Source organism: Exiguobacterium sp. BMC-KP (assembly GCF_001275385.1).
GTDB lineage: Bacteria > Bacillota > Bacilli > Exiguobacteriales > Exiguobacteriaceae > Exiguobacterium_A.
Genome location: NZ_LGIW01000015.1, coordinates 899,241 through 925,325, shown reverse-complemented (window position 1 = coordinate 925,325; position 26,085 = coordinate 899,241). Strand labels below are relative to the sequence as shown.

Genomic DNA, 26,085 nt, shown 5'->3' with positions numbered 1-26,085 from the left:
CATGAAACGGATCATTGCGACTCCGAATAAAGACGTCGTCGTGTTCATTATCGGGCTACGAATCAATCGCCTACGCTCCGTCCGGCAATGGTTAGCGACGGTCCAAGCGATGGGACCGATGCTGCAAGAGTGTTATGAGAACGATGTCGGACTGATTTCGCATGAGTCACTTGTCGGTTGGCGTTCCGTAACGTTGATCCAGTACTGGCGTTCAACAGAAGAGCTGATGGCATATGCCCATGGTTCCCGTCATTTAACAGCGTGGAAACGATTCAATCAGAAGGCACGAACATCTGAAGCGGTCGGGATCTTTCACGAGACGTTCGAAGTCAGCAATTATGAGTCGATGTATGTCAATCTTCCGACCCGGGGTCTTGCAAAAGCACTTGGGGAGTCGGCGATCAAACCGCACCAAGAACAAGCGAAAGGACGATTAGCCGAACGACAGTCGCAAGAGACGATCTGAACAGACAAAAGACGGATGCTGCGGCACCCGTCTTTTTAATCTTTGGTCATAATTTTTCAAAAGTATATAATAGTCGTCATCTCTTGCGTATTAAGAGAATCCTACGACTTCATGTGGAATATAGCACTCTTCCAATCGTTTAATTTCTGCTATCGATAATTCGATGTCTAGAGCAGAAACGGCATCCGTTAAGTGATGTGCTTTAGTCGCTCCAATGATCGGTGCTGAAACGGGTTGTTTTTGTAAGACCCATGCCAAAGCAATCTGGGCACGAGAAATGCCACGTTCTTCTGCAATTTGTTTAACAGCAGCGACGACTTGACGGTCGGCTGCTTCAGTTGCATGATACAGGTGATTAGCAAACGCATCATTTTCAGAACGTGTACTTACTTCTTCCCAGTCTCTCGTTAATCGACCCCGTGCTAAAGGGCTCCATGGGATCACACCAATCTTTTCGTCTTGGCAGTAGGGTAACATTTCTCGCTCTTCTTCTCGATAGAGTAGATTCAAGTGGTTTTGCATGCTGACGAATGGTGTCCAGCCGTGTTGTTTTGCTACATGATTCGCTTTTTGGAATTGCCATGTATACATAGAAGAAGCACCGAGATATCGTACTTTTCCAGACTTGACTACATCATGAAGTGCCTCCATCGTTTCTTCAATCGGTGTATCATAATCCCAGCGGTGGATTTGGTAAAGATCGATATAATCCGTTCCTAGACGGCGAAGGCTATGATCAACCTCTGAGAAGATAGCTTTACGAGAGAGACCTCGGTTATTTTGTCCTTCGCGTGTTTGGCCATACACTTTCGTAGCTAAAACGATATCATCTCGGTTCGCATACTCGCTTACTACTCTACCGATAATTTCTTCACTACTCCCACCTTGATAGGCATTAGCGGTATCAATGAAGTTGATTCCTAAGTCTAGTGCTTGTTTAAGTAACGGGCGACTTGCTGCCTCATCTAACGTCCAGCGATGGACTCCACGCGTTGGATCTCCATAACTCATTCCGCCTAGTGCGATTCGTGAAATTTCAAGACCCGTATTTCCTAACTTTGTATAATGCATTTAAGTTTCCCTACCTTCTTTTTTGATCGAATGAAGCCATTCCGATTGAGAATGAAGTCTGTTCGTGTATAGTGTTATGAATACACGGCAAGCCTATCACTTAAACTTAAGTTTAAGTCAATCCAATTGCTTATCGTATATCTTATCGACCGCTGGAGGTAAAGAAAATGTATAGTATCAACGAAGTGGAAAAAATGTTCGGATTGCCAGCATCAACGCTCCGATTTTATGAGAAGAAAGGACTTCTTCCTCAAATAAATCGAGATACTGGTGGTCGTCGAAAATATACACAACCGGAACTCGAGTGGTTACAGTTGGTAATTGCGCTACGGAACACAGGAATGACGATTGATGAAATAAAAGCTTATGTCGTACTGATTCAGGATGAGTCCGTCTCATTAGAGGAGCGTCGTGCATTTTTATTTGCTCATAAGCAATCCGTGGAAGCAAAAATGGCACAAATGTTTAGTAACCTTGAAAAAATTAACCGTAAAGTAGCAATCTACGATGCGATGATTCACGAAAGAGATGGCGGGAAATTTTTGATTTGATCTTCATCCTGTTCGATGTTACTTGACGCGATGTATACATCTAATCGTTAGTCGGTAGAAGCACTGCTATGGAAGATATGAATAGATGTGAAGACTTTGTATACTTATCCCTTGACTTAAACTTAACTTGAAGAAATATGCTGTAAAGGCATTCGATTCATACAAACAATTCAAGGAGTGAAGGTCATGTCAGAAAAAGTATTATTCATTACAGGATGTTCGACAGGCTTCGGACGCCAAATTGCCGAAAAAGCGATTAAGGCAGGATATAAAGTAGCGGTCACGGCTCGTAATGTCGAGCAAGTTCAAGATTTGGTCGCTGGAAACGAATCAAAAGCGATTGCGTTAACGTTAGATGTCACGAATCAAACGCAAGTAAAAGCAGCAGTTAAACAAACGATCGATACGTTTGGTCGGATTGACGTATTGGTCAACAATGCCGGAATTGGTTATTTTGGATCTGTGGAAGAAAGCGTTGAAGAAGAAACACGGAAGATGTTTGAGATTAACTTCTGGGGATTGATGAGTGTTACAAATGAAGTGTTACCTCATATGCGACATCAGCAAGGCGGTCACATCATAAACTTCTCTTCGATTGGTGGACTAGTCTCCTTCCCGACGCTCGGGTACTACCATGCAACGAAATATGCTGTAGAAGGTGTATCAGAGAGCTTGGCACAGGAAGTAGCGCCGTTTAACATCAACGTGTCATTGATCGAACCAAGTAGTTTCAGAACGGATTGGGGCGGGCGTTCATCTGTTAAAACAGAAACAGAGATTCCAGAATTACGCGATTCGGTGGTAGGTCAGATGATTCAAGGGGTATCAACTCAGAGCGGACAAGAAGCAGGGGATCCTGAAAAGGCTGCTGAGGCCATTTTAACAATCATTGAATCCGACGAACCACCACTACGTTTATTGCTTGGAAAAGATGCCTATCAAGCTGCTACGTATAAGTTGAGTACGATGAGCGAAAGTATTGAGTCATGGAAAGAGTTGACGCTGAATGCTGACTTTGAAGCATAATCATATCTGACTGACATGAAAAGGAGATGCGCTGATTTCAGCACATCTCCTTTTCATTTTCAGGTAGCAAGTGAATTCGAGACCAACAAAAACAATATGTAATCTTACTGATTCATTTGAAAATCCATCAGGCTGTTCACTTCGTGATTTCTAGTTTAGGTTCGAGCATCTCGCCGCAGTTTTGGCAAATATGATCGAGTGTTTTTGTACACGGTTCGCAAAATGTACAAGCGTGCGAGCACTGATAAATCGTCGTTTCAATCGTTTCTTCACACCGGACACAGGTTGGTTCCATAAGTATCACCTCCTGTTAGTAGTATAAGAAATACTACTCGATGAACATAGAAGCAGAATAAAGTAAAAGGCTATATTTTCCTTTGATTCCATGTTAATTTGAAGAAAGTGGTTTTGAATCAGAAGGAGGATGGAAAATGGACCAGATTGATCAACAAATCGTTCGGATATTGCAGGACGATGCCCGGATCCCATGGTCGGAACTCGGACGACAAATCGGATTATCGGCACCTGCCGTCATCGAACGGGTCCGAAAAATGGAGGACGCAGGGATCATTGAAGGATTTCGCGCTGTCATTAATCCAGAAGCACTCGCGCAAGGGTTACTCGCGATCGTCATGTTCGAAGAGACACGTTGTGCGGGTTTGATTGAATTTTGTAAAGGACATCCAGAAGTCGTCGAGTGCCACCGCCTGACCGGTAGCTATAACTTCATGGTCAAGTTGCAAACGGCGTCTGTTGCAACACTAGAACGTTTTCTCGATGACGCGTCTGTTTACGGAAAACCATCGACCTGGATTCGATTGTCGACGCCAGTGCCATTTACGGGGTATACGATATGACGGAAGCGACCCGTCTAATCATCGAACAACTGAAGGAATCGTTCGAGTCTTTTGAAAAACTCAGTGAACAAGGCGGAACATCGACGGTCTACCGAGTTGAAACGAAAACAGAAAAATACTTACTGAAAACTGCTACGTAAGCAAGATACCAGGAATGGCTCGCAGAAGAAGCGATCATCTTAAAAGAATGGATGCAACGAGAAGCAGGGTTCCTACCTGAGTATGTCGGCTTTTTAAAGACAGAACAGCAGAGTCTTCTTTTGATGGGGTGGCGGGATGGGATCACGTTGACGAGTGCATTAGAACAGGTGACAAGCGAACAACGGATTCAGCTGTGGCAAGCGTTCGGAACCTATCTCTTCAATTTTCATCTGCGAGCGACAGTAGGAATGTCGGATATTTGGTTAACGGATCGGCTCATGACGGCAGAACGTTATGTCGCATCGGGTTGGACGTCCGGAACGATGGATTTACTGAAACGATTAAAGTCTTCCTGTCCGAATCCGATTGCTGCTAGTTGGATTCATGGCGACTGTACGACGGACAACCTATTGGTCGCAGCAGACGGTACGATGTCATTCATCGATGTCGGAGCGATGAAACCAGGCGATCGACGGTATGATATCGCTCTTGCGATCAGTCCAATTATCGATGATCCAGAAGCGTTGGATGCCTTCTATCAAGGCTATCGCTTCAATCGACTGACTACACCTGAATTTGATTATTACGAACATGGTCTGTATTCCTTTTTCTAAAAGTCGTTCCAAAGGAGAAAAAGATGAACCTTATGCTAATCGGCGGCGGACAACTAATTGCGCCGTCCCATCAAGTCATCAATCGTCATGTTGTTCAACTGACGAAACATGCGCCACATATCGTTTTCCTGCCGACGGCAAGTCGGGACGAGCGATTGTATCAAGAACAATTTCGCGCTACATATGAAGCACTTGGCGCGACCGTCTCAATCGTCACATTGTTTGACGATAACCAAACGATCGATACACAACGACAACTCTTACAGCACGCCGACATCATCTATGTCGGAGGTGGTCATTATCCGTTACTCGCTAAGACTCTTGAGGACACTGGAATGGGTGTACTTCTCAAGCAAGCGGTCGAGCGTGGAACGTGGTACGTCGGTGTTAGTGCTGGGGCAATTTATCCGATGGAATACGGGATTCGCACGATAGAAAGTGGTAACGATTACTGTCTTGATACAGGACAAAGCTGGCTCAGTGGCTGTCTCTGTCCGCATTTAAATCAAGAAAGAAGGGCAGCTCGTTTTCAGGACTACCTTCCTCAAATGGAAAGTGCGATCGGATTGCCCGACGATACGGCGTATATTCAATCTGAGACGGATCAGTATATGTTAGGTGAAGGATACGAGCTGTATAAATGAGGATGAACACCTCGAACTTTCGAAAAGTCATACTAGAAATTTTAAAAAATCAAAACGGTTGACGAATAAAAACAGAGGTGTTATATTTATCTCGAATTAAAGATATATGAATTGAAGATACAAAAGAGGTGAACGAAATGACACGACCGAATCCGAATTTGAAAGCATTGACAGTCATGGTGCGGGCAGTTGACGCGCTACATGAAGTCATCAAGAAGGACGTTGCGCAGTGGGGACTGAATCCGACCGATTTTTCAGTTCTTGAGTTGCTGTATCATAGGGGAAGGCAACCGATCCAACTGATTGGGAAAAAAGTCTTGATTACGAGTAGTAGTATCACGTATGTGATCGATAAGCTCGAAAAAAAGAACTACGTTTTCCGTAAAGCCTGTCCAGAGGATCGGCGCGTGACATTTGCGGAACTGACCTCTGAAGGACAACAACTGATGGAAACGATTTTTCCGGAGCACGAGCAAGCGATCAATCAAGTATTTCGAGGGATAGACCCGTCAAATCTCGAAGCTTTCATCGAGACAGCAAAAACGATCGGCTATCAAGCAAAGGGTAAATAAATTTTTTTAAACTGATATCTCGAATTCGAGATAATAACGATTAGAGGAGCGATTTTTCATGAATGAACTAAAAGGTATCCACCACGTTACAGCGATTACGAGCAGTGCTGAGAAAAACTATGACTTCTTTACCAATGTCCTAGGGATGCGATTGGTCAAAAAAACCGTCAATCAGGATGATATTCAGACGTATCACTTATTCTTCGCTGATGATAAAGGATCTGCCGGCACGGATATGACGTTCTTTGATTTTCCTGGTATTCAAAAAGGATCACACGGGACGAATGAAATCTTCAAGACAGCGTTCCGTGTCCCGACGGATGCCGCACTCGAGTACTGGATCAAACGGTTTGACAAATACGACGTCAAGCACCGTGGCATCAAAGAACAGTTCGGTAAACAGACGCTCTCGTTCGTCGATTTCGATGAGCAACAATATATGTTGATTTCTGACGAGCACAATCAAGGTGTCGCGTCTGGCACACCGTGGCAAAACGGTCCGGTGCCACTCGAGTTTGCGATCACAGGACTCGGTCCGATTCACATCCGAATTGCGGAATTCGATAATTTAAAAGCCGTACTCGAACAAGCGATGTTAATGCGCGAAGTCGATCAAGCTGGTTCACTGCACTTGTTCGAGATGGGTGAAGGCGGAAACGGTGCCCAAGTCATCGTCGAGCATAACGTCGTCCTGCCGAGTGGACGTCAAGGTTTTGGAACGGTCCACCATGTCGCCTTCCGCGTCGAAGATACGGCTGCCTTACAGGAATGGATCGAACGGATGCAACAGTTGCGCTTCAACACATCGGGCTACGTCGATCGGTTCTTCTTCGAATCACTCTATGCCCGTGTCGCACGTGGTGTCTTGTTCGAGTGGGCAACGGATGGTCCGGGTTTCATGGGGGACGAACCTTACGAAACGGTCGGGGAGAAATTGTCGTTACCACCATTCCTCGAGCCGCAACGAGCACAGATCGAACAAATGGTCCGTCCGATCGATACGGTCCGGAGCACACGGAAAATTGAAAAAGAATATCTTTAAAAAAAACTAAACTGACAGCATTTAAATAAGAGGAGGAAATGAAGATGGAGAAATTAAACATCGGCATCATCTTAGGATCAACACGTGAAGGACGTCTCAGCCCACAAGTTGGGAACTGGGTCAAACAACTCGCCGATCAACGGGATGATGCAAACTATACGATTCTTGATATCGCTGACTACAAATTACCACTCCTTGGTGAAAAAGACGGGGATGCATCGGGTGCTGCTGCTTGGTCGAAGGATGTCGCAGCGCAAGACGGCTTCGTCTTCATCGTGCAAGAATACAACCACTCGATTGCAGCGTCACTCAAGAACGCACTCGATTATCTCCGCGTCGAATGGAACAATAAAGCAGCAGGGATTGTCTCCTACGGTTCTGTCGGTGGGGCACGGGCAGCAGAACATTTGCGCGGCATCTTAGGGGAATTATTGATCGCCGACGTCCGGGTGCATCCTGCGTTGTCCTTGTTCACCGATTTTGAGAACGGATCGGTTCTCAAAGCCGCAGTCGTTCAAGAAACGTCGGTCAACCAAATGCTCGATCAAGTCATCCCGTGGGCAACGGCGTTGAAAACGATTCGCTAAATCTTTTCCTATACAAAATCCCCTCATTTCGGACTGAAATGAGGGGATTTTGTATAGGAATTACGTACAGCACGTCGTGACGCGATGGAGATCCTTTTCTTGAATGTAGAGTGTCTGTTGCCGGACTTTATAAGAAATGTTAGCCGCTTGAAGCCGTTCTAGGTAGTGACCAGTCGGAGCGACCGTCCATTTCACATAGGATGTTGCGGCATTTGGTGAGACAAGACAGATGAGTAGTAAGAGCGGAAGGAGCCATTTTCGAATCTTCAAACGTATACCTCCTTTATTATTTCAAATACTGTATTAATGTTTTTAATATTTAAAAACAAAACTGAAAAAAACGACTCACGTCAACAAAAAATAACTAACCATCAAACCAACTAACAGACCACTAAAGACGAGTCGATAGACAGGTGAACGATGGGTACCTTTGTTTCGTTTCACTTGATAGACGATGAAATAAGCCACACTGGTCACCATGATGAGGATGGCCAGTGTACTGAGTATCGTAGACATCAGCATTCCTCCTTATCGTAAAATCTTAGATAATACTTTTCCTTTTGCCAGTTCATCAACGAGTTTATCGAGAATCCGGATGTTACGGATGTGTGGATCTGTTAAGTTCTCGACTCGAATCCCGCAGATGACACCAGTGACTAAAAATCGACGTTCGTTCAAATCGGGTGCTTGTTCGAAAAAGGCTGCGACGGTTTGCGCTTGTTTTGCTTGTTCAAACGATGCTTGCGTGTGTCCGGTTAACCAAAGCATGATTTCAACCAGCTCCTCTTGCGTCCGTTGCTTGCGCTCTACTTTTTGTAGGTATACGTTGTACAGCTGTTGCATCGGCATTTGAAATACTTTTTCGTAACTCATCTGAATCGCCTCCTTTCATGGTAACATATGGGAAAAGATCTTGTGTTAAGGAGTTCAATTTCCTTTTGGAGGTGCAGGATGAAATGAGAAGTCGAATGATTGGAATGACTTTCATGACATGCGTATTGCTATTTTTAGGCGTCGTTGGTGTAAAACTGTCGTATCAAGCATTAGTCGATCCTCCGATCGATCAGTCGACGGGAAACTGGGTACATGTCCCGAGCACAATTTTACCGACTAAAAAAGTCATCTATGCGAAAAAAGATTTGATCACAAAGGCACTGAGCTCTTCAAAAAATGGGCACAAAGGATATCGGAAAGAGCCGGATAAGAAACCTGTTGTTGAAGTGGAAAAGGGATCATGGACGGATGCAATCAATCAAATCACTCGCGTTGCTCCTTGGATTGTCGCTCTAGTCATCATCATCTATCTGTATCGTCGACAACGATTCAACCGCATGCAGTGGTCATTCCCATCAAAACATCAACCAAAACGAACCGCTCTATCGCTTCCGCTAACGTCTGAAATCCAGTTCTCCTTAGAAGGCAGTATCCTTGATTCAAAAATTCGTGAAGCGGTGCGCGCGTTCAATCGGTCACTTGCTCCAGCGCAGCAACGGCGGACACATGAGACGCTGACGGAGTGGTTAACACGCCTAGAGGTCACGGTTCCGCATGAGGTCTATCAGCTCGTTCGGTATGCCGACGTGGCAGAGCAGACACTTGATTCTGCTCGACGGACTGCTTTCCTCGAACAACTTAAGCAAAATCAGACACGGCTCGTATAATCAGCCGTGTCTTTTTTGATGTCCACGATACTTGTTGAGGGCGAGCATATTTAAGAGGAACAGTGCTGCACCATAAAGGAATAGTCCGAGCCAGAACGGCCAGATACTTGACCAACCATTGCCGTAGACAAGCACTTCCTTGATTGCACTCGCCCCGTAGAAGATCGGGGTGATATATCCGATGTTCCCGAGTCCGTACGGAATCAAATCAAGCGGAATCAAACCGGAGAAGAAAATTTGCGGAATGATCGTAAAAGGAATTAACTGGACAACTTGTAATTCAGACTGGGCAAAGATCGAAATCGTTGCCCCGAACAAGACCGCCACAACGGCAAGTCCGAGCATCGTCAGGAAGACCCAGATGATCGAGCCTGCAGATGGCAGATCAAGAACGATCGTCGCATATAGTACGACAAGAATGGCTTGGATGGAAGCAAAAACGCTATAACCGAGCGTATAGCCGAAGATGACATCCGTTTGGCGAATCGGTGTCATCATCAAGCGCTCGAGCGTGCCACCACTGCGCTCCTTGACGAGTGCCATCGCTGATAAGATGAAGACGAAAAAGAAGGAGAATAGTGATAAAAAAACGAAACCGAGCGCGTCAAACGTCGATTGATCGACATCTCCGTAGAGATAGTTCGTCTTAAGTTGCATCGTCGGTTGCAGTGACGCAAGTCCAGCTTGAATCTCGCGTAGTGCTTTCGAACTTTTCGTCGATGGTTCGCGGAGACTTAAGGACAGCTGATTGTCGCTCATCTCTAAGACGACGTCGACCGTTTTGTGATCTTTCAGATAGGCGTCCGCATCACTACCGCTATACGCTTTGATCGACAAATCCTGGTTTTCAATCGCTTGTGAGACCGGAGCTGGTACATCCTGGTCAATGGCGACGACTGGCGTGTAGTCATCGTTTCCGAGCAAGAAATAGATCAAGTTGAAGATTAATAACGGAGCAAGTAAAATCAGTCCGACGCTTCGTTTATCGTTCAACGTTTGACGGATGACCCGTCGTGCGAGTTGCCACATCACGTCACGTCCTTTCCGGCGAGCAGGAATAGTTCTTCAACTTTTCCGTTTTCCGTCTGTGCGAGCAAACGGTCGAGGGGGTCATAAGCGATGATTCGACCGTTATAGATCAATGCCGCCCGGTCACACTCATTGATTTCATCCATGACGTGGGTCGAGACGACAATCGTCGTACCTTGCGCACGAATCGCTTGGAATTGATTCCAAATCTGTCGGCGTAACACGGGATCAATTCCGACGGTCGGTTCATCCAGGAATAGAATGCTCGGACGATGTAGGATTGAGATGGCGAGGGACAACCGTTTCTTCATCCCACCGGAATAATGACGGACGAGCTTTTTTTGATCATTCGTTAAATCGACGAGCGTCAAGACCTCTTCGATTCGTTTCGCTAAGTCCTGACGAGACATGTTGTATAAGGAACCGAAAAACTGTAGGTTCGCAAGGCCAGATAAATCCTCATATAAGGCATCATTTTGTGGCATGAAACCGATCTTCGATAACATCTTGAAGTTTGGCATCGAATTGTCACCGATTTGAATCGTTCCTGAATCTGCTTGAATCGCGCCAATCATCAAGCGAATCAACGTCGTCTTGCCAGACCCTGACGGACCAAGCAATCCACAAATCTCACCAGACGGAATCAGGAGATCAATTTGTTGGAGGACGTCCTGTTGATGAAACGATTTCGATACACCGTGTAGTCGTAAATCCATCGTATTTCCCTCCTTTTATAAAATAATTATTGAACAATGTGTTGATTAATTTCATTATAAAAGGGAGAGAAAATGGGAGCAATGACCAATTGATGTCCATCTGTTGCTTAAGCGACATATCCCGACAAACTGTTGAAGAAAGAGGCGATTTTGATGAAAAAACAAGATTTACGCATCATTCGAACCGACCGACGAATTCGCGAGACGTTCCTTCAGCTGATCGACGAAGTCGGCTTTGACGCCGTGACGATCAAGTTATTGACGGAACGCGCTGAAGTCAACCGAGGGACATTCTATCATCATTACGCGGATAAATACGAACTGCTCGAACGGATGACGAATGAGATCTTTGAAAAGATTGAAGCGACGTTCGAACGGGAGATTCCGTTCGTCCTAATCAATAAATCGGAATCATCTCCGTACCGACGGATCATTCCGTTTCTGACGTTCCTTTATGAGCACCGGACACTGATGCGGATTTTACTTAGCCCGGCGAGTGACGGAATGTTTCGGAACCGGGTCCGCGATTACATGCAACAGATTCTGTTCTCAGGACTTCCGGAACAGGGAGAACGGCTCGTTCCGGAAGACTACCTCGTCGCCTATCTTTCTGCTGCCCACCTTGGAGTGATTGAATCGTGGTTGAGTCATCCGAACGAAACAACACCGGAAGAGATTGCTCGGATCGTCTTTACGATTTCAATGGAAGGACCGTTTCGAGCAGCGGGGTTCCGGCGATGAACTTACAGGAAGTAGTAGCCTATATCGTTAAGGCATTACAACAAGAGCAAATTCGCTTCGGTATCGGTGGTTCATTGCTGTTAGCACATCATGGACTGCCTGTCACTCCGCATGACATCGACCTCGTTGTCGCGCTAGAAGACGTCGAACGAGCAGTCCAAGTGTTATCGGAAATGGGAACCATCGTCGAACAAGACAAGATGTCACTATACGCGACACAGGTGTTCCAAGAATTTATCATTCATGATATCGATGTCGATCTGATGAGCGGACTTCAGATTCGCCATGACGAGGGGATCTTCGTCTATCCGTTTGCTGAACAAACGATTAATGAGACAGGACTTCCATTTATGTCACTCGTCGATTGGTATGTCATCTATCAACTGATTCCAGGACGAGAACAAAAGGTCGCAATGATTGAACACTATCTTGCTGAGCAGGAAGCGGACCGAGAACGACTGAAACAGCTGAGACGACTCGTTCTTCCAAAAGCAATAAGGAATCGGATAGATCAATGGCGGAACTGACTCATAAGTCGCGCAATAAAACGACTTCGTTCGTTGCCGGTAAGTAAGCATGATCAGAGTCGAGTAGTCCGCAGAGAACGTACTGATCGAGCACCTGGTCGAAGACATAATAGGGTTTTAATGTCAGATAAGGCATGAGTACGTCACGTATGACTTCTTTTGGCACGCTATTAGGCAACGGTTGCGTCGAGTCATGGTAGAGCGCGATAATCGACTCGTTATCAACGATTAGGCTGACTTCATAAGTTTCTTCTATCAGGAGAATCGTCAAACGACGTTTGTAAGCGAGACTTATGTCGTCATGTGTTCGGCGTACTACTACGTTAATGAATGGAAAATCCCGATTGATTTCTTGAATCGTCCACGCTCCTGACTCCTCAGGATACTCGGCAGCGATGACGTCTACAGCAATCGACATACAAGTCGCTAGCGTCTCGTCCGTCAACGGGCGGTAATCCGGGTGTGGCGTTTGAGCTTCGGCATCGCGTGCTGTGACGGTGTCTTGCCGCTTAATCCATTTACGCGTGTAGGAGAACGTAGAGGGTTTGTCCCATGTCACGACTTCGTTTACCATGACGGCTGAACTGTCTGGATCATCCAAAGGATACGTGCGCGAGCCGTCTTGAGAAATAAAGATTTCTTGAATCGCATATGCTAGTTTGCGTTGTTGCTCATCAGGTGCAAAAAAGAACCGTACCTGTTCTGAAATGATCGGTGTGATTTGTACAGGTGACAGTAAAAACGATTCAGTCGGATACTTGTTGCTCAGGGCGGGGGTTCCATACACACTGAAAAAATCAAGCGCTCCATCGTCCTTCAATTCAAGCGAAATGAAAAAACCAGGGAAGAGGCGAATTCCGTTTTGGCAGCCGACATACTGATACAGCGAATCTTGGTGCTTCAGTAACATGAACTCCTGGTTGAACGGCATTCCTAACTCTTGCTCAAGCCAGGCAGTCTGTGTGTCTGAATCACGCAAGTCCTCTGGAAGAGAATGAATCGTGACATCACCATGTTTGTTGATTGATGTCGTTCGTCGTGTAACTGTATCGACTTGAATCTCAATCGTACCGTCCGGATAACTCTCGTCTTCAGACCATGGACCGTGATTGATGGGGAACCAACATGTCTCAAGCAAGTACTGCGTCTCACCATGAATTTTTTCACGGCGATAGAAGGATTCATGTAAGGCATAGTCGTTCAGTTGATATTTATCTTGGATATGGGAGATTAAATCTTTCGTTAATGGGTGCAACTCGTTCACTCCTTTTCTTGTATGTCTTCGATAGCGTCATCTAAAGTCGGAACGACGAAGTCAGGTAAGGTTTGGAATAAGCGATCGGCTGTCTCGAAAAACGGTTGATTCGAGACGACATTCACGACATCTGCATCGTAGCTGAACGCAAAGACAGACATTTTTTCCTGCATGGCGACGATGACCGTTTTTTCTGGTCGTTCGGAGTAGTAGTGCGTTCGGTATTCAATCCGGAAGACATTTGGTTTGGTTGACCAGATGACAAGATCATTCCAACTCGCGTGGGGATGGATGTAAGAATACAATCGTTGAAAGTCTTCGGCATGCTTCAGTTCAGCGACGATGAATCGTTTGTCCGCAAGTGGTGTTAAATCATTATATGTAATCGAATAAAATCGACATAACGCTTCAAACTCTTCTTCGTCATAACGATTCACCTCTACACAGACGAATAGTGGGAAGGCTTGTAATCGATGAAGCCACTGCTCAAGAAATGAACTTTCAAATGAAGACGATTCATCGTCTGGATTCGTAAAGATACTAAAGGCTGATGTGTAGTTTTGTTCGATGACGAAACGCAGATTATCAGGGTCTGAAAAATCATTTGGAATCAACTGAAGATTATCATCGTAATAATAAGGCATGTACTCAAATGTTAATTGCAATGTATTCACCTCTATTTCGTACGTTCAGTGTAACGTGTATCTACTAAAAATGAAGGTTTATTGAAAATTATTACATAATTGTAAGGCGGGGAAACATAGACTATTGCATTATTATAGTAGATTAAATATAAGACTCTTTAAAACATAAGTGGCAACAACATGTCAGGTTTTAATCTAGCTATGAACGTGTATTTCGGAAGTATTTATATCATTCTCATGGCGAAGACTGTTCATCGATCACCTACGCGCTTTATCTATTAAGAAAAATTGCTAATAAATGAATGCAGGAATTTATTGGTAAGAACAAGAAGACAGTTAATGTACCCAAGCATCATCACAAGGAGGCGGTGGCATGTCATTTTGGACATGGTTTTCAATCTTATTTGTGTTGGCGGTCAGTGTCTACACATCTTCTCAACCGGGACGTTCAAAGAAATAACAAAGGCGCGACTCCCATTGTTATATGCTCTCTCAAAAATAGACAGTTGAAATAATAAAAACTATCTACTTTTTGAAGAGAGATTTTTTGAGTTACGTCTAGATTTTAGATGGAGCAAAACTACGTATTAATTTGAAGTTACAATAACATCAAAATACATTCGAGTTGATCGTCGTCGATTATTTCACTAACGTTCTTCTATCTTCTCTCGACATGAAAGAATGCTATCCCTAAAAGTTTCCTTCAATCTTTTACATAATATAAATTCAGAATATTAAGAAAATTATTATGATGTTTCCTCATTAGTTGAAAGGAGATTGATTAAGTCATGCTGAAAAAGATAGTCTTACACGTACTAATGGTTATTTTTTTGATAAGTATCATTAAAGAATCAACGTCATACGCATACAGTTATTATCACAAAAAAAACCTTGATGCTTCTTCAGGACAATACTTTAGACATGCAAGCGAAATACTTCCTAATCTCCTAAAAAAAAGATATGCTCCTAAAGATACAAAGGGGAAAAATGAGAAAATGAACTCGGTAAATCCAAAAGTATACTTATTTAAGGAAGATGTGAAAGCAGCGCAATTAAAAAAATCAAAGTTAGAAAAAATTATAAATGACGTCGTTGAGAATATTAAAAATATGAAATATTATTTTTTTATAATATCTATCGTGATTCTTTTTTTGTATGGATTTCGATCACGGAAAAAGCGTAACGTCCTATTTGATAAAAACCCCTATTTAAGTCAATTTAAATTAGAAGAAACGACGATGATATACAATAATGTAACTAACGATTACGAAGGTGAAGAAAGTTCACTGAATAACGCCATACGAGAAGCTGTCATACGTTTAAATCAAACACTCCCGCTGAATTTAAGAAGGCTACGTTCGGAAACCTTTCATGAATGGTGTAAACGAATTGAACTTGGAACTAATCAAAATGTGTATTATTTAACTCGTTATGATGAGAAAAATATCTGTATGTTGAATTTACAAGAGAAAAATCAATTTTTAAAAGATATCATATACTTTATGAGTCACAAAATATGACTAGTAATTGTTACATTTCAGGAGTGACACTATTAAAGTATCGTCTAAAGGATGCGGTGGTACAAACTCACGAAATGGTTTGCACTCATATTTGTGTTAGTGCACAATATCCTCCCATCTTCTCAACTTAAACGTTCCAAGAAATAACAAAAGGCGCAATTTCCTAATAAGGAACCGCGCCTTTTCGTTTATTCAGTTTTGCGTATCGAGCCAAGCGATCGCCTCTGCCAAGTCGTCGGCAATATAGTCGACGTTTGCTTGTTCCACCCGGTCAGCGTATTCGCGAATGGAACTCTCTCCGGCACCGGTTCGGACTAAGATTTTGATACACCCGGCATGCGCAGCTGCCACCATATCGCTCCAGCGGTCCCCGATGACGACACATTGATTGAGTCGGAGAGCGTGTTTTACTTGTGCTTGCCGTAATAAATTTGGTGATGGTTTGCGACAAGAGCATCGATCTTCCGCTGCATGCGGACAAATCAGCGTGTCATCAAAGCCGAAGTCCTGTAATTCAGTCCGAAACTCCTCTTCACGCGCGAGTCCTTTTGAGATACCAGGTTGATTCGTAAACGCAATCAGTAAAATCCCTTGATCACGTAAGCGTTCGATTAGCGAAGGAACGTAAGAAAATAACGCAAACGTTCCAGGATAGTGGACGGTGGCATCTCCACCAATCGTTCCGTCTCGGTCAAGAAATATTGCTTGAATAGAATTCATGTGTACAACTCCTTAGTTTACGAAGCATCTTTGAGTTCTTGGTACGGTTGCACACGTGCCGCCAGTTGTGCTGGGATGAAAGCTGCGATGACACCGAACAGAATCGGTAGGACGAGCGATACGCCAATCAACAACGGCTCATTCCAGGGAACAAGATCGTATAGAACGTAAATCGTCGAGTAGGCGACAATCAGCCCAATGACTCCGGAGATGAGACCGACGAGGAAGCCTTCGAAGACAATCAATTGACGGATTGAGCCGTTCGTCCAGCCGAGTGCTTTTAGAACGGCGAGTGAGGCGCGGCGATCGGTGACGTTTTGCCACATGATCTCACCCGTCGTTAAAATAGCGATCGTGATCGCAACACCCATCGTCACATAATGCATCGGACCGACTTGCAGGGCAACGAATTGACCAAGCCACGACGTGTAAAGAACACCCTGTAAATGGAACGTCACGAATAAGAAGAATGTCAAGAGAGCTGTCGGTAAAGCGATTGAGAGAACGGATAAACTATTACGTTTCCATTTCCCAATCAATTCCTTTAGTGCGAGCGTCACCGTCGAACGAAGCTTTAGTCCGACACGAGCTGCCTTTGCATATTCACCGGTCTTGATTGCTTCGTATGGTGAGATCCGACGAATCGTCCACGCTGACCACGTCGCACCTGCCAGGTAGATGACGAGACTGAACAGCGCGATCCAGAGAAGGCTCCAGCCGTTCATCGCTTCGCTCCGAACGAGCGAGAAGATGCCTTCGACAATCAAGGCGACTGTTGAGACGAATCCGGCGAGGATTGCCGCCTCGATCAAAACGATTTTGTAGAGGTCCTTCGTCCGCCAGCCGAGAGCGAGTAAGACAGCGAATTCTTTCCGGCGGGCGAGCATTGATACATAACTCGTCGCGAGGACATAGACGATCGCGACCGCAAGCATCGCGAAGATGACACCTGAAAATCCGACGCTCGTCTCGCGGAAGATTGTGATCGCAGCACCGATGTGGATCCATGGTTGTTCGATCCAACCGAGCGTCTTCCCTTCATCGACAACCTTCGTGACGACCGGTTGAGGAGAGGAACCTTTGGTGATCGTAGCGATAAGACCAGTCTCTCGTTCGATTTCCGACTTGATGCGTTGTAAGGTTTTATCCGACTGTTCACCGACAGAAGAAGCACCCTTTACTTTTAATCGAATCGATGAAATCGATTGATCACCCATCACCTTTTGGACACTATCGATTGTCGTGAGCACGTTTGGAGAGTTCGTCAACAGACCAATTGGATTCCCGGTCGTGTTGATCGGTTGGGCAGGATTGACCGGTTCATTTTTTGAGTCAAGTACGATACTCGCAGCCGATGGTCGATAGGTCTCCATCGGTAATTCGTTTAATGGATCTTTGGAGACATTGATCTTGTTTGGATCATACAAACCGACGACATCAAATGTCAGATAAGGATTCATTGATTTAAAAGCAGATCCATCCGATTTTTTCATTTTTATTTCATAAGAATCTACCGTCCGGAAGCCGCGTTTCGGAAGATAAGAGGACGATAATATCGTGTTTTTGAATGCAGTAGGTGCTGTATGTACTTCATAAGCATTCTCCCATCGTGTAGGGAACGGACTCTTCATCGTTTGATAAGTCAATGAGCCTGTCTGGGCGACGAGTTGAGCGTTAGTATTTGCTTCCGAATGCGGAAGTACCTTAGTTTTTTGACCGAGTAGGGAATCAAAAAAAGCGCTCTCGACTTTAGAGGCATCGACTTTAATGTCTTGGATGATCTTTCGTTTTTCTTGATCGAGAGGTTGAGGAGCGTTCGATTGAGCTAGTCGTTGATAAAATGTGTCGCGTGCTTGTTTCGTTTTCAGATCGACGTTAACTTGTTCTAACTTAAATTGACTATATCCCGTATTGAAGGATTTTGGGTTAATCAATACCGGAATATTGAATTGGTTGGAACTCTCCTTGCTGGCTGAGGGAACATCCTCCTGGTTGAAGTAACGAAACTTCTTCTGATTCAGGATGCTCTTATCCAAACCGACGAGTTGCGCTTCCGCCTCCGGATCGATTCCGACGATGAGACTATAGGTAAAGGGTTGTACGGATGAAAAATCTTGCGGATTTTGAAGATGGATCAATCGCGTGTTCGGAGGAACGAGAGGCTCTTCCATAGTTGAAAAGTAGGCACCATCCTGTGCAATGAGTTCTTTCGAAAATCCACCAGCGCCATAATGTGAATTACTCAGTCGATAAATACCAGGCTTGTCCGGAAAGTGGATTTGATTTGGAATCGAGATACCGATATTAGCGTATCCCATGACAGCAACCGGAGCTGCGATATCAATCTCGTTCATTTGTTTAATTTGTTGGTACTGTTTAAACGAAATCCCACCGTTGATTCCATTGAGATAATTCGGTTCGAGTAACTTACTCGACTCGGTCGTCATCTGACTGCCTTTCGGTCGCACGACGATATCGTAGGCGGATGACCATTTTTTCTGTAACGTCTGTTCGACCGTTCCTTGACTCGAGTCCGTCAAGTTGAACATCAGACTGAGTCCGGCACTGATGATCAGCGCGCCGACGAGTGTCAAAATAAATTTCCCGCGCTGCCGGCGCCATTGATTCAAGACAAAACGCAACATCGTCATTCCTCCTTTAAAGAGAGGGACAACGTCTGCTGTCCCTCGCTACAAAATATTAAGCTGCATCTTTGAGTTCTTGATACGGTTGAACACGTGCTGCCAGTTGCGCTGGGATGAAGGCAGCGATGACACCGAATAAGATTGGTAAAGCGAAGGATACGCCAATCAATAACGGTTCATTCCAAGGGACGAGATCATATAAGACATAGATTGTCGTATAGGAGATGATCAGTCCAATGATGCCGGAAATCAGACCAACGAAGAAACCTTCGAGGACGATCAATTGTCGAATCGCTCCGTTCGTCCAACCGAGCGCTTTTAAGACAGCAAGTGAAGCGCGGCGATCGGTGACGTTTTGCCACATGATTTCCCCCGTCGTCAAAATGGCGATCGTGATTGCAACACTCATCGTCACGTAATGCATCGGACCGACTTGCAGGGCAACGAACTGACCAAGCCACGACGTGTAAAGGACACCCTGTAAATGGAACGTCACGAACAGGAAGAAGGTCAAGAGAGCTGTCGGTAAAGCAATCGAGAGGACGGACAGGCTATTGCGATTCCATTTCCCGATCAGTTCCTTTAGTGCAAGTGTCGCGGTCGAACGAAGCTTCAGTCCGACGCGAGCCGCCTTTGCATACTCACCGGTCTTGATCGCTTCGTACGGTGAGATGCGGCGAATCGTCCACGCCGACCACATCGCACCTGCCAGGTAGATGACGAGACTGAACAGTGCAATCCAGACGAGACTCCAGCCGTTCATCGCTTCGTTCCGAACGAGCGAGAAGATCCCTTCGACGATCAAGGCGACTATTGAGACGAATCCGGCGAGGATCGACGCCTCGATCAAGACGATTTTGTAGAGATCCTTCGTCCGCCAGCCGAGTGCGAGTAAGACGGCGAATTCTTTCCGGCGGGCGAGCATCGAGACATAACTCGTCGCGAGGACATAGACGATTGCGACGGCGAGCATCGCGAAGATGACACCGGAGAAACCGACGCTCGTCTCGCGGAAGATTGTCATCGCGGCACCGATGTGGATCCATGGTTGTTCAATCCAACCGAGCGTTTTGCCGTCATCGACGACCTTCGTGACGACGGGTTGAGGAGATGAACCTTTTGTAATGGTAGCGATCAATCCAGTTTCTTGTTCAATTTGTTGTTTCACATCTTGAAGCAGTTGTTCTGACTCTTCACTGACGGTCGTTGCACCTTTGACTTTCAGACGAATCGAAGAAATAGCTTGTTCGCCATTGATTGCCCGTGCACTATCGATCGTCGTTAAGATATTTGGTGAACTTGTCAAAAGACCAACAGGATTACCAGATGTATCAATTGATTTTGCAGGGTTGACGGGTTCGCCCTTTGCATCTAAAACAAGATCTGCAGACGAGGGACGATAAGTTTCCATCGGTAACTCGTTTAGTGGGTCCTTTGAGACCTTGATGTTATTCGGATCATATAAGCCGACGACCTTGAATGCAAGATATGGGAAGACAGTATCCAACTCTCCTGGTTTTGGCTTTTTGACCTTACGTCCGACGGATTCAAGGGAACGGAAACCTTTTGTAGGTAAAAATTGTTTTCCAAATGTCCAATTTTTGATCTTAGTTGGCGAAGCCGATACTTCATAGGCAGTCTTCCAGCGACTTGGATATGGACTATTGGCTGGCTTAAACGAGAGTTGTCCAGATTTATAAAGTAGTTGGGCTCCTTCAGCGCTTGTCATATCAACATACGTAGAATTTGTCTTTTCTATAAGTGTTTGAAGATAGTTTTCTTCCACTTTAGATGCTGGAATTTCAAGATGCTGTATTTTTTTTGTAGGGTACGTAGTTAACGCTGAATGAAGAACTGAACGTTTTGGCTGTTTTTTTACTAGACCATCAATCAACTTCTTTTGATCCTGCTCTGTTTTAAAGGGGGCATCTAATTTTTCGATTGTGTATTCATAGCTTCCTTTGTTAAAGGAGTTCGGATTGATTAAGACGGGTATAATGTGTTCGTCCGAATAATTACCGGATTGATGTTGATCTGTGCTGTTGAAATATCGAGACTTTTTATTTAAGCGAACACTTTTATCTAATCCGACAAGTCGAGCTTCCTCGACAGGGTCGATTCCAACAATCAATACTGGGTTTCTTGCAATTGCATTTTTAAACGTTTCAATGGGTTCATTGAAAAAAGAAGCATTTTTCGGAACATTTACTTTCGTACCTTGAGAGATATGGATGACGCTATGCGATTGACGTTCTCTCGTAAAACCATTTTCGATAAAATTCGTTTCTGTTAGACGATACATACCGGGTTCGCTTGGAAACTTCAATACATTTTTAAACGAAGTAACAGAGTTTACATATCCCATAACAGCAACCGGAGCTGCAATTTCAATGTCCCTCATTTTCTTGATGGTTTCGTATTGTTTGAAGGAAATTCCTCCGTCGATTCCATTCAAATAGTTCGGTTCCAGTAAATCATTCGACTCACTTGCAAGTTGACTTCCCTTCGGTCGCACGACGATGTCATAGGCAGACGACCATTTCTTTTGTAACGTTTGTTCGACCGTCCCTTGACTGGAGTCGGTGAGGTTGAACATCAAACTGAGTCCAGCACTGATGATGAGGGCACCGACGAGCGTCAGAATGAATTTCCCGCGCTGCCGGCGCCACTGATTAATGACGAAGCGTAACATATGTAGTCTCCTTTGCTTGTTATTGGGAGAGCTGCGTCTTTAAATAACGCGCAAGATCTTGTTCGAAATGGTGAATCGCTTGTGCATCGAGTGCTTCTACTTCTGCTCGTGTCGCGTAGCGGGTGACGAAATAAGGGGAGAGTGGCGTCACCAGATGAATGCGCTCCGTCCAATCCGTCAACGATTCATGACTTCGCCGTTTGAGGGCACGTGGTAATCGTTGATTAAAATCAAATAGCATCAGGCGCAGTGATTCGATAGGAGGAGTAGGTATCGACTGAGTGATTGTAGAAGAAGTTTTATTCTTGAAAGAAAAGTTTGATTGATCTTGCATATCCTCCGCACTCTCTAAAGGATGTTTTCCTGTGAGTCGCTTTCGTTTTTTGATTACAAAATAAATGATGAAACTTCCGACAAGAAGCAACAAGAGAAGGATGATTGAAAAACTAGAGCCTGCCTGTTCTTCTGCTGATTCCAAAAAGCCTGGCGACTTGGTAGCATTGGCTTTTCCACGTGCTGTTCCATCCACTTTTTCCGTTTTACCTGTACTTATACCTAAAATTTCACCTTCAGAATTTTCGTCGATTGTGTTATCGAGTGTACAACTATTTTTTTTGAAAATAAGTTTTGATAAGTCATCATGATTACAATCTCGTACGATCGTCGTCTCCTGTTCCGAGAAGTCCGCATTTTGAAACGCTTCATACGCGGACTGCGTCGATACCGATAGTAACAGAAAAACGACAAGTGAGCCGACAAAGCTCGTGATTAATTTGGCACGAAACGTGTGCAACGCGAGACACCTCCTCATTAACAATACTTAGACACTTTGCACCGTGCGCTTCCGGCGATCTTCAACGATTCGTCCATCCTGCATGAAGAGAATCCGGTCAGCACGTTCGGCGAGTTCTAGGTCGTGTGTGACAAATAAAACGCCACACTTAGCTTCACGATGCAGCTCTAGTAACAACTCAAAGATTGCGTCACCGGTCACGGAATCGAGATTACCGGTCGGCTCGTCCGCGAGAATCCATTGCGGATGGTGAAGCAGGGCACGGGCAATCGCGACCCGTTGTTGTTGTCCACCGGATAATTGAGCAGGTAGAGCATTCCGTTTATCGTCGAGTCCAACCCGTTCGAGCAGTTCGAGAATTCGCTCCTCTTGATTGAAGGATGTCTTTTGCTTTAACAAGGCGACCTTTAAGTTCTCAGACACCGTCAGCGCCGGTAATAAGTGAAACTGCTGGAAGATGAAGCCGATCTCTTGCGAGCGGAATTGCGATAACCGTTTGTTCTTCCAAGACGTGATGTCCTGCCCGTCATAGAGGATCTGACCGGACGTTGGACGATCAAGCGAACCAAGGAGACTCAGGAACGTTGATTTTCCAGAACCGGATGGACCGACGAGTGCCGTCACCTCACTTTGCGAAAACTGACCGTTTAGTTGATGCAAGACATCGGTCCGGACACCGTTTCGTTCGAATGTATGCGAAATATCTTGAAAGGTAATATCCATATGACCACTCCTTTTACATAATTTGGTTATGTTCAGTGTATTATTTTTAGAAAATTTTGTCTATTGCGTTTTTGTTTCTGATCCAACCACTTTTTTTATATTTGTTCATAGTTGGTTCATAACTTCTCCCTATGATCGGATTAACACCAATCAAGGGAGGCATTTAACATGAAACGAACACGCAAGAAATGGTACTGGATCAGTGGAGGGGTCATCCTGGTACTCCTGTTAATCGGTTCCACGCTCTTTTTAGGACGAGGAGAGGCACAAGGAACGAAGGAGGTCGTCGAGTCGAAGACATTACAAACATTCTTCTACTTCTCGGGCACGCTTGAAGCGAAAGATCGACAGACGGTCATCAGTGATCGTGATGTCCGTGTCACCGACGTTCGCTTTGAAGAAGGAGATACCGTTAAGTCGGGTCAAACGATCGTCAGCGTCGAAGGAGGAGAAGATTTCAAGGCACCTCGCTCCGGACAACTCGTTCGTCTTGACGTCACGGAAGGCGAAGTTTATGCCCCGAATACTATCCTCTTCGTTGTTGCAGACAACAAAGAGTTGATCGCTCGTCTGAAAATTGATGAACAAGATATCGAACGGATTGAAGTTGAAGATACGATTGAACTACAGACGGATGCATCTGATAAAACCATCAAAGGGAAGGTCGAATCGATTAGTCCGGAAGCTGTGACGGAAAATGGAAGTACGTATTTCAATGCAAATGTATCGGTACCGAGCTCGTCAAACTGGTTACCCGGAATGACGGTCGAGGGACGTTTACCATATCAACTCGCACAAGATGTACCTGTATTATCGCTCGATGTCATTTCGTATTCGAAGTCGGATCGTCCGTATGTATATGTGAAAAAAGACGGGGAAACGACTCGTCAATACATCGAGACGGGCGTGACGGACGGACAGGATATTGAGATCAAGGACGGATTGTCTGCTGGGGACGAAGTTTTCCTGCCGAGTAAAAACGGTAGTTCCGGTCTACTTCCGACTCCACCAGGAGGTGCGTCCTGATGCCGGTCGTTGACTTGCAAGAAATCCAAAAAACTTACGGCGAAGGAACCAATCGTCACATCGTCCTCGATCGAGTATCGCTGACGATCGAGGCTGGTGAATATGTGACGATCCTCGGACCTTCGGGGTCTGGAAAATCAACGTTGATGAATATCATCGGGTGCCTCGATGTTGCTTCAAGTGGAATCTATCGTTTGCAGGAGCAGCTCGTCCACGATCTATCAGAGGATCAGCTGGCGACGATTCGCAATGAAGAGATTGGCTTCATCTTTCAACAGTTCCAGTTGCTACCGCGCATGAGCGTCTTACAAAACGTTGAATTACCGCTCATCTATGCCGGGGTCTCGCGCAAAGAGCGCCGCGAGCGCTCGCTTGAGCTATTGGAACGTGTCGGATTGACAGATAAAGCCGATGCCTTACCGAGTCAACTGTCCGGTGGTCAACAGCAACGGGTGGCGATTGCCCGAGCGCTCGTGACGCGACCGACGATCTTACTCGCCGATGAGCCGACCGGAGCGCTCGATCAAAAGACAGGGAAACAAATCATGGAGTTGTTCGAGAGCCTCTCAGAGGAAGGGAAGACGATCATCATGATCACACACGATGTCAATATTGCTAAGCAAGCCCGCCGGATCATCCGGATCGAAGATGGTCAGGTGACGGAGGTGACGACATGATTCGCGAAACGTTACGGATGGCATGGTCGAATATCTGGCATCATAAGATGCGGTCGTTCTTGACAACGCTCGGTGTCATCATCGGTGTCGCATCGATCATCGCCTTGATTTCAATCGTCAACGGCGCGACGGCCTCAATCAATGAAGAGGTCGCCTCGTTCGGTGCCAATAAATTAACGGTCCAAACGACAGAGACGCCGTTGAAAGAAGGATTATCACCTGCACAACTGGAAGAGTTAAACACGATTAAAGGAACACGCGGTGTCTCACCGACCGTCTCGACGGTCCGGGACATCCGTGTCGAAAATCACTCACTCGACCTGGTGACGATCGAAGGGCGAAATCACATCTATTACCGGGAATCTGAAGATGTCCCGCAAGGACGCGGCATCGTCATCAGTGATGTGAAACAACAGACGCATGTCGCCGTCGTCAGTCCATCCGTCGCCCGAACACTCTATCCGGGTCAGGTCGCGATCGGTAAGACGATCAAGCTCGATGGACTCAATTATCGGATCGTCGGTGTCAGTGACGCGGATGGCGATCAAATCGTCATCCCGTATACGACGGCCCTGCGGACGCTTGGGGTGACAGCCGTTAAGCAAGTGGATATCTTCAAGACGGACGCAGCTGACGTCGCGACCGTCAAACGGGATGTCACGGCAAAGCTGTACCAGTTCTATAACGGACGCGACGATACGTATAACGTCGTCAGCTTGGATGAAGCCCTCGATTCGATTGACCAAATCAATACGATGCTCTCGCTCTTGTTGACGGGTATTGCGTCGATTTCCTTGATCGTCGGCGGGATCGGCATCATGAACATGATGCTCGTCTCGGTCACGGAACGAACGACGGAGATTGGCTTACGAATAGCACTCGGTGCGAAACCACGTACGATACGCCTACAGTTCCTCTTGGAATCGATTTTGCTGTCCTTGATGGGTGGAGTGATCGGAATTCTTGTCGGAGCGATGCTCGCATTTGGCGTCAGTCTGATGATCAGTACACCGTTCACGCTCTCCGTGAGTACGATTCTGCTTGCCGCCGGATTCTCGATCGGTGTCGGTGTCTTGTTCGGTTATATGCCAGCGCGAAAGGCATCTCGTTTGAATCCGATCGAAGCCTTACGAAATGTTTAAGTG

The 26,085-nt window shown here is 45.5% G+C and carries 31 protein-coding genes; 17 read left to right on the top strand and 14 right to left on the bottom strand.

The features are described from left to right. Position 1: 1 nt before the first annotated feature. Positions 2 to 466 (top strand): DUF4188 domain-containing protein, encoded by a 465-nt coding sequence (locus tag ADM98_RS10530; protein ID WP_053453464.1) that lies wholly within the window; start codon positions 2 to 4, stop codon positions 464 to 466. Positions 467 to 556: 90 nt separating this feature from the next. On the opposite strand, the gene ADM98_RS10525 is transcribed toward ADM98_RS10530, so the two are convergent. Then, positions 557 to 1,537, bottom strand: a complete 981-nt coding sequence (locus tag ADM98_RS10525) for an aldo/keto reductase (protein WP_053453463.1) — start codon at positions 1,535 to 1,537, stop codon at positions 557 to 559. 167 nt (positions 1,538 to 1,704) lie between these two features. Between ADM98_RS10525 and ADM98_RS10520 the strand changes: the two genes are divergently transcribed. Beyond that, complete coding sequence (locus ADM98_RS10520; protein ID WP_053453462.1) at positions 1,705 to 2,088, top strand: MerR family transcriptional regulator; 384 nt, start codon at positions 1,705 to 1,707, stop codon at positions 2,086 to 2,088. Between the two features lie 186 nt (positions 2,089 to 2,274). Then, entirely contained in the window at positions 2,275 to 3,114 is an 840-nt protein-coding gene (locus ADM98_RS10515) for an oxidoreductase (RefSeq protein ID WP_053453461.1), read from the top strand. A gap of 136 nt (positions 3,115 to 3,250) precedes the next feature. On the opposite strand, the gene ADM98_RS17165 is transcribed toward ADM98_RS10515, so the two are convergent. Then, complete coding sequence (locus tag ADM98_RS17165) at positions 3,251 to 3,409, bottom strand: DUF1272 domain-containing protein (protein ID WP_082318543.1); 159 nt, start codon at positions 3,407 to 3,409, stop codon at positions 3,251 to 3,253. 136 nt (positions 3,410 to 3,545) lie between these two features. Between ADM98_RS17165 and ADM98_RS10510 the strand changes: the two genes are divergently transcribed. The 7 genes from ADM98_RS10510 to ADM98_RS10485 all read left to right on the top strand — a co-directional run bounded on the left by ADM98_RS10510 (position 3,546) and on the right by ADM98_RS10485 (position 7,571). Then, on the top strand, positions 3,546 to 3,971 hold the full coding sequence (locus ADM98_RS10510) for an Lrp/AsnC family transcriptional regulator (protein ID WP_053453460.1): 426 nt from the start codon (positions 3,546 to 3,548) through the stop codon (positions 3,969 to 3,971). After that, positions 3,968 to 4,111: a hypothetical protein gene (locus tag ADM98_RS17380; protein ID WP_160315940.1), complete on the top strand. Its 144-nt coding sequence runs from the start codon at positions 3,968 to 3,970 to the stop codon at positions 4,109 to 4,111. Before ADM98_RS10510 ends, ADM98_RS17380 begins: the two co-directional genes overlap by 4 nt. A 51-nt stretch (positions 4,112 to 4,162) precedes the next feature. Next, the gene (locus tag ADM98_RS10505) at positions 4,163 to 4,726 is read left to right on the top strand and encodes a phosphotransferase family protein (protein WP_053453459.1); all 564 of its coding nucleotides are present in this window, start codon (positions 4,163 to 4,165) and stop codon (positions 4,724 to 4,726) included. Positions 4,727 to 4,749: 23 nt separating this feature from the next. After that, positions 4,750 to 5,370, top strand: coding sequence for a Type 1 glutamine amidotransferase-like domain-containing protein (locus ADM98_RS10500; RefSeq protein ID WP_053453458.1), 621 nt, complete (start codon positions 4,750 to 4,752; stop codon positions 5,368 to 5,370). 137 nt (positions 5,371 to 5,507) lie between these two features. Next, positions 5,508 to 5,942 (top strand): MarR family winged helix-turn-helix transcriptional regulator, encoded by a 435-nt coding sequence (locus tag ADM98_RS10495; protein WP_053453457.1) that lies wholly within the window; start codon positions 5,508 to 5,510, stop codon positions 5,940 to 5,942. A 58-nt stretch (positions 5,943 to 6,000) separates the two neighbouring features. Next, positions 6,001 to 6,984 carry a ring-cleaving dioxygenase gene (locus tag ADM98_RS10490; protein WP_035397186.1) on the top strand — a complete coding sequence of 328 codons (984 nt, stop codon included), beginning with the start codon at positions 6,001 to 6,003 and terminating at the stop codon, positions 6,982 to 6,984. Positions 6,985 to 7,028: 44 nt separating this feature from the next. Beyond that, the gene (locus ADM98_RS10485) at positions 7,029 to 7,571 is read left to right on the top strand and encodes an NADPH-dependent FMN reductase (RefSeq protein ID WP_053453456.1); all 543 of its coding nucleotides are present in this window, start codon (positions 7,029 to 7,031) and stop codon (positions 7,569 to 7,571) included. A 60-nt stretch (positions 7,572 to 7,631) separates the two neighbouring features. On the opposite strand, the gene ADM98_RS10480 is transcribed toward ADM98_RS10485, so the two are convergent. The 3 genes from ADM98_RS10480 to ADM98_RS10475 all read right to left on the bottom strand — a co-directional run bounded on the left by ADM98_RS10480 (position 7,632) and on the right by ADM98_RS10475 (position 8,444). Next, entirely contained in the window at positions 7,632 to 7,841 is a 210-nt protein-coding gene (locus ADM98_RS10480) for a hypothetical protein (protein WP_053453455.1), read from the bottom strand. 75 nt (positions 7,842 to 7,916) lie between these two features. Then, positions 7,917 to 8,087 (bottom strand): hypothetical protein, encoded by a 171-nt coding sequence (locus ADM98_RS17375; protein WP_160315939.1) that lies wholly within the window; start codon positions 8,085 to 8,087, stop codon positions 7,917 to 7,919. 12 nt (positions 8,088 to 8,099) lie between these two features. Further along, positions 8,100 to 8,444, bottom strand: a complete 345-nt coding sequence (locus tag ADM98_RS10475; protein ID WP_053453454.1) for a DUF2200 family protein — start codon at positions 8,442 to 8,444, stop codon at positions 8,100 to 8,102. Between the two features lie 113 nt (positions 8,445 to 8,557). On the opposite strand from ADM98_RS10475, the gene ADM98_RS10470 reads away from it, so the two are divergent. Beyond that, a complete protein-coding gene (locus tag ADM98_RS10470; RefSeq protein ID WP_160315938.1) occupies positions 8,558 to 9,232 on the top strand; it encodes a DUF4129 domain-containing protein in 675 nt (224 codons plus the stop codon). Here the strand turns inward: ADM98_RS10470 and ADM98_RS10465 are convergent, their stop codons facing one another. Then, positions 9,233 to 10,261 carry an ABC transporter permease gene (locus ADM98_RS10465; RefSeq protein ID WP_053453452.1) on the bottom strand — a complete coding sequence of 343 codons (1,029 nt, stop codon included), beginning with the start codon at positions 10,259 to 10,261 and terminating at the stop codon, positions 9,233 to 9,235. After that, positions 10,261 to 10,977: an ABC transporter ATP-binding protein gene (locus tag ADM98_RS10460; RefSeq protein ID WP_053453451.1), complete on the bottom strand. Its 717-nt coding sequence runs from the start codon at positions 10,975 to 10,977 to the stop codon at positions 10,261 to 10,263. Before ADM98_RS10460 ends, ADM98_RS10465 begins: the two co-directional genes overlap by 1 nt. 153 nt (positions 10,978 to 11,130) lie before the next feature. Here ADM98_RS10460 and ADM98_RS10455 point away from each other — a divergent pair, with 153 nt between their 5' ends. Further along, positions 11,131 to 11,718, top strand: a complete 588-nt coding sequence (locus ADM98_RS10455; RefSeq protein ID WP_053453450.1) for a TetR/AcrR family transcriptional regulator — start codon at positions 11,131 to 11,133, stop codon at positions 11,716 to 11,718. After that, on the top strand, positions 11,715 to 12,245 hold the full coding sequence (locus ADM98_RS10450; protein ID WP_053453449.1) for a nucleotidyltransferase domain-containing protein: 531 nt from the start codon (positions 11,715 to 11,717) through the stop codon (positions 12,243 to 12,245). Before ADM98_RS10455 ends, ADM98_RS10450 begins: the two co-directional genes overlap by 4 nt. 1 nt (position 12,246) lies before the next feature. On the opposite strand, the gene ADM98_RS10445 is transcribed toward ADM98_RS10450, so the two are convergent. Both ADM98_RS10445 and ADM98_RS10440 read right to left on the bottom strand, forming a co-directional pair. Continuing rightward, entirely contained in the window at positions 12,247 to 13,500 is a 1,254-nt protein-coding gene (locus tag ADM98_RS10445) for a hypothetical protein (RefSeq protein ID WP_053453448.1), read from the bottom strand. 5 nt (positions 13,501 to 13,505) lie between these two features. Beyond that, positions 13,506 to 14,144 carry a hypothetical protein gene (locus ADM98_RS10440; RefSeq protein WP_160315937.1) on the bottom strand — a complete coding sequence of 213 codons (639 nt, stop codon included), beginning with the start codon at positions 14,142 to 14,144 and terminating at the stop codon, positions 13,506 to 13,508. A 788-nt stretch (positions 14,145 to 14,932) separates the two neighbouring features. Here ADM98_RS10440 and ADM98_RS10435 point away from each other — a divergent pair. Beyond that, a complete protein-coding gene (locus tag ADM98_RS10435) occupies positions 14,933 to 15,664 on the top strand; it encodes a hypothetical protein (RefSeq protein ID WP_053453446.1) in 732 nt (243 codons plus the stop codon). Between the two features lie 192 nt (positions 15,665 to 15,856). On the opposite strand, the gene ADM98_RS10430 is transcribed toward ADM98_RS10435, so the two are convergent. The 5 genes from ADM98_RS10430 to ADM98_RS10410 are packed head-to-tail and all read right to left on the bottom strand — an operon-like array spanning position 15,857 to position 23,237. Continuing rightward, the gene (locus ADM98_RS10430; protein WP_053453445.1) at positions 15,857 to 16,384 is read right to left on the bottom strand and encodes an HAD-IIIA family hydrolase; all 528 of its coding nucleotides are present in this window, start codon (positions 16,382 to 16,384) and stop codon (positions 15,857 to 15,859) included. A gap of 17 nt (positions 16,385 to 16,401) precedes the next feature. Then, positions 16,402 to 19,029, bottom strand: coding sequence for an ABC transporter permease (locus ADM98_RS10425; protein ID WP_053453444.1), 2,628 nt, complete (start codon positions 19,027 to 19,029; stop codon positions 16,402 to 16,404). A 55-nt stretch (positions 19,030 to 19,084) separates the two neighbouring features. Next, positions 19,085 to 21,721: an ABC transporter permease gene (locus ADM98_RS10420; RefSeq protein WP_053453443.1), complete on the bottom strand. Its 2,637-nt coding sequence runs from the start codon at positions 21,719 to 21,721 to the stop codon at positions 19,085 to 19,087. 19 nt (positions 21,722 to 21,740) lie between these two features. Continuing rightward, entirely contained in the window at positions 21,741 to 22,514 is a 774-nt protein-coding gene (locus ADM98_RS10415; protein ID WP_053453442.1) for a hypothetical protein, read from the bottom strand. Between the two features lie 27 nt (positions 22,515 to 22,541). Beyond that, positions 22,542 to 23,237, bottom strand: coding sequence for an ABC transporter ATP-binding protein (locus ADM98_RS10410; RefSeq protein WP_082318541.1), 696 nt, complete (start codon positions 23,235 to 23,237; stop codon positions 22,542 to 22,544). Between the two features lie 168 nt (positions 23,238 to 23,405). Here ADM98_RS10410 and ADM98_RS10405 point away from each other — a divergent pair, with 168 nt between their 5' ends. From ADM98_RS10405 to ADM98_RS10395, 3 genes are read left to right on the top strand one after another with little or no spacing between them, the layout of a single operon-like run. Then, positions 23,406 to 24,263 (top strand): efflux RND transporter periplasmic adaptor subunit, encoded by an 858-nt coding sequence (locus ADM98_RS10405; RefSeq protein WP_053453441.1) that lies wholly within the window; start codon positions 23,406 to 23,408, stop codon positions 24,261 to 24,263. Continuing rightward, positions 24,263 to 24,940, top strand: a complete 678-nt coding sequence (locus ADM98_RS10400; RefSeq protein ID WP_053453440.1) for an ABC transporter ATP-binding protein — start codon at positions 24,263 to 24,265, stop codon at positions 24,938 to 24,940. Before ADM98_RS10405 ends, ADM98_RS10400 begins: the two co-directional genes overlap by 1 nt. Continuing rightward, a complete protein-coding gene (locus tag ADM98_RS10395) occupies positions 24,937 to 26,082 on the top strand; it encodes an ABC transporter permease (RefSeq protein ID WP_053453439.1) in 1,146 nt (381 codons plus the stop codon). Before ADM98_RS10400 ends, ADM98_RS10395 begins: the two co-directional genes overlap by 4 nt. The last annotated feature ends 3 nt before the right edge of the window (positions 26,083 to 26,085 follow it).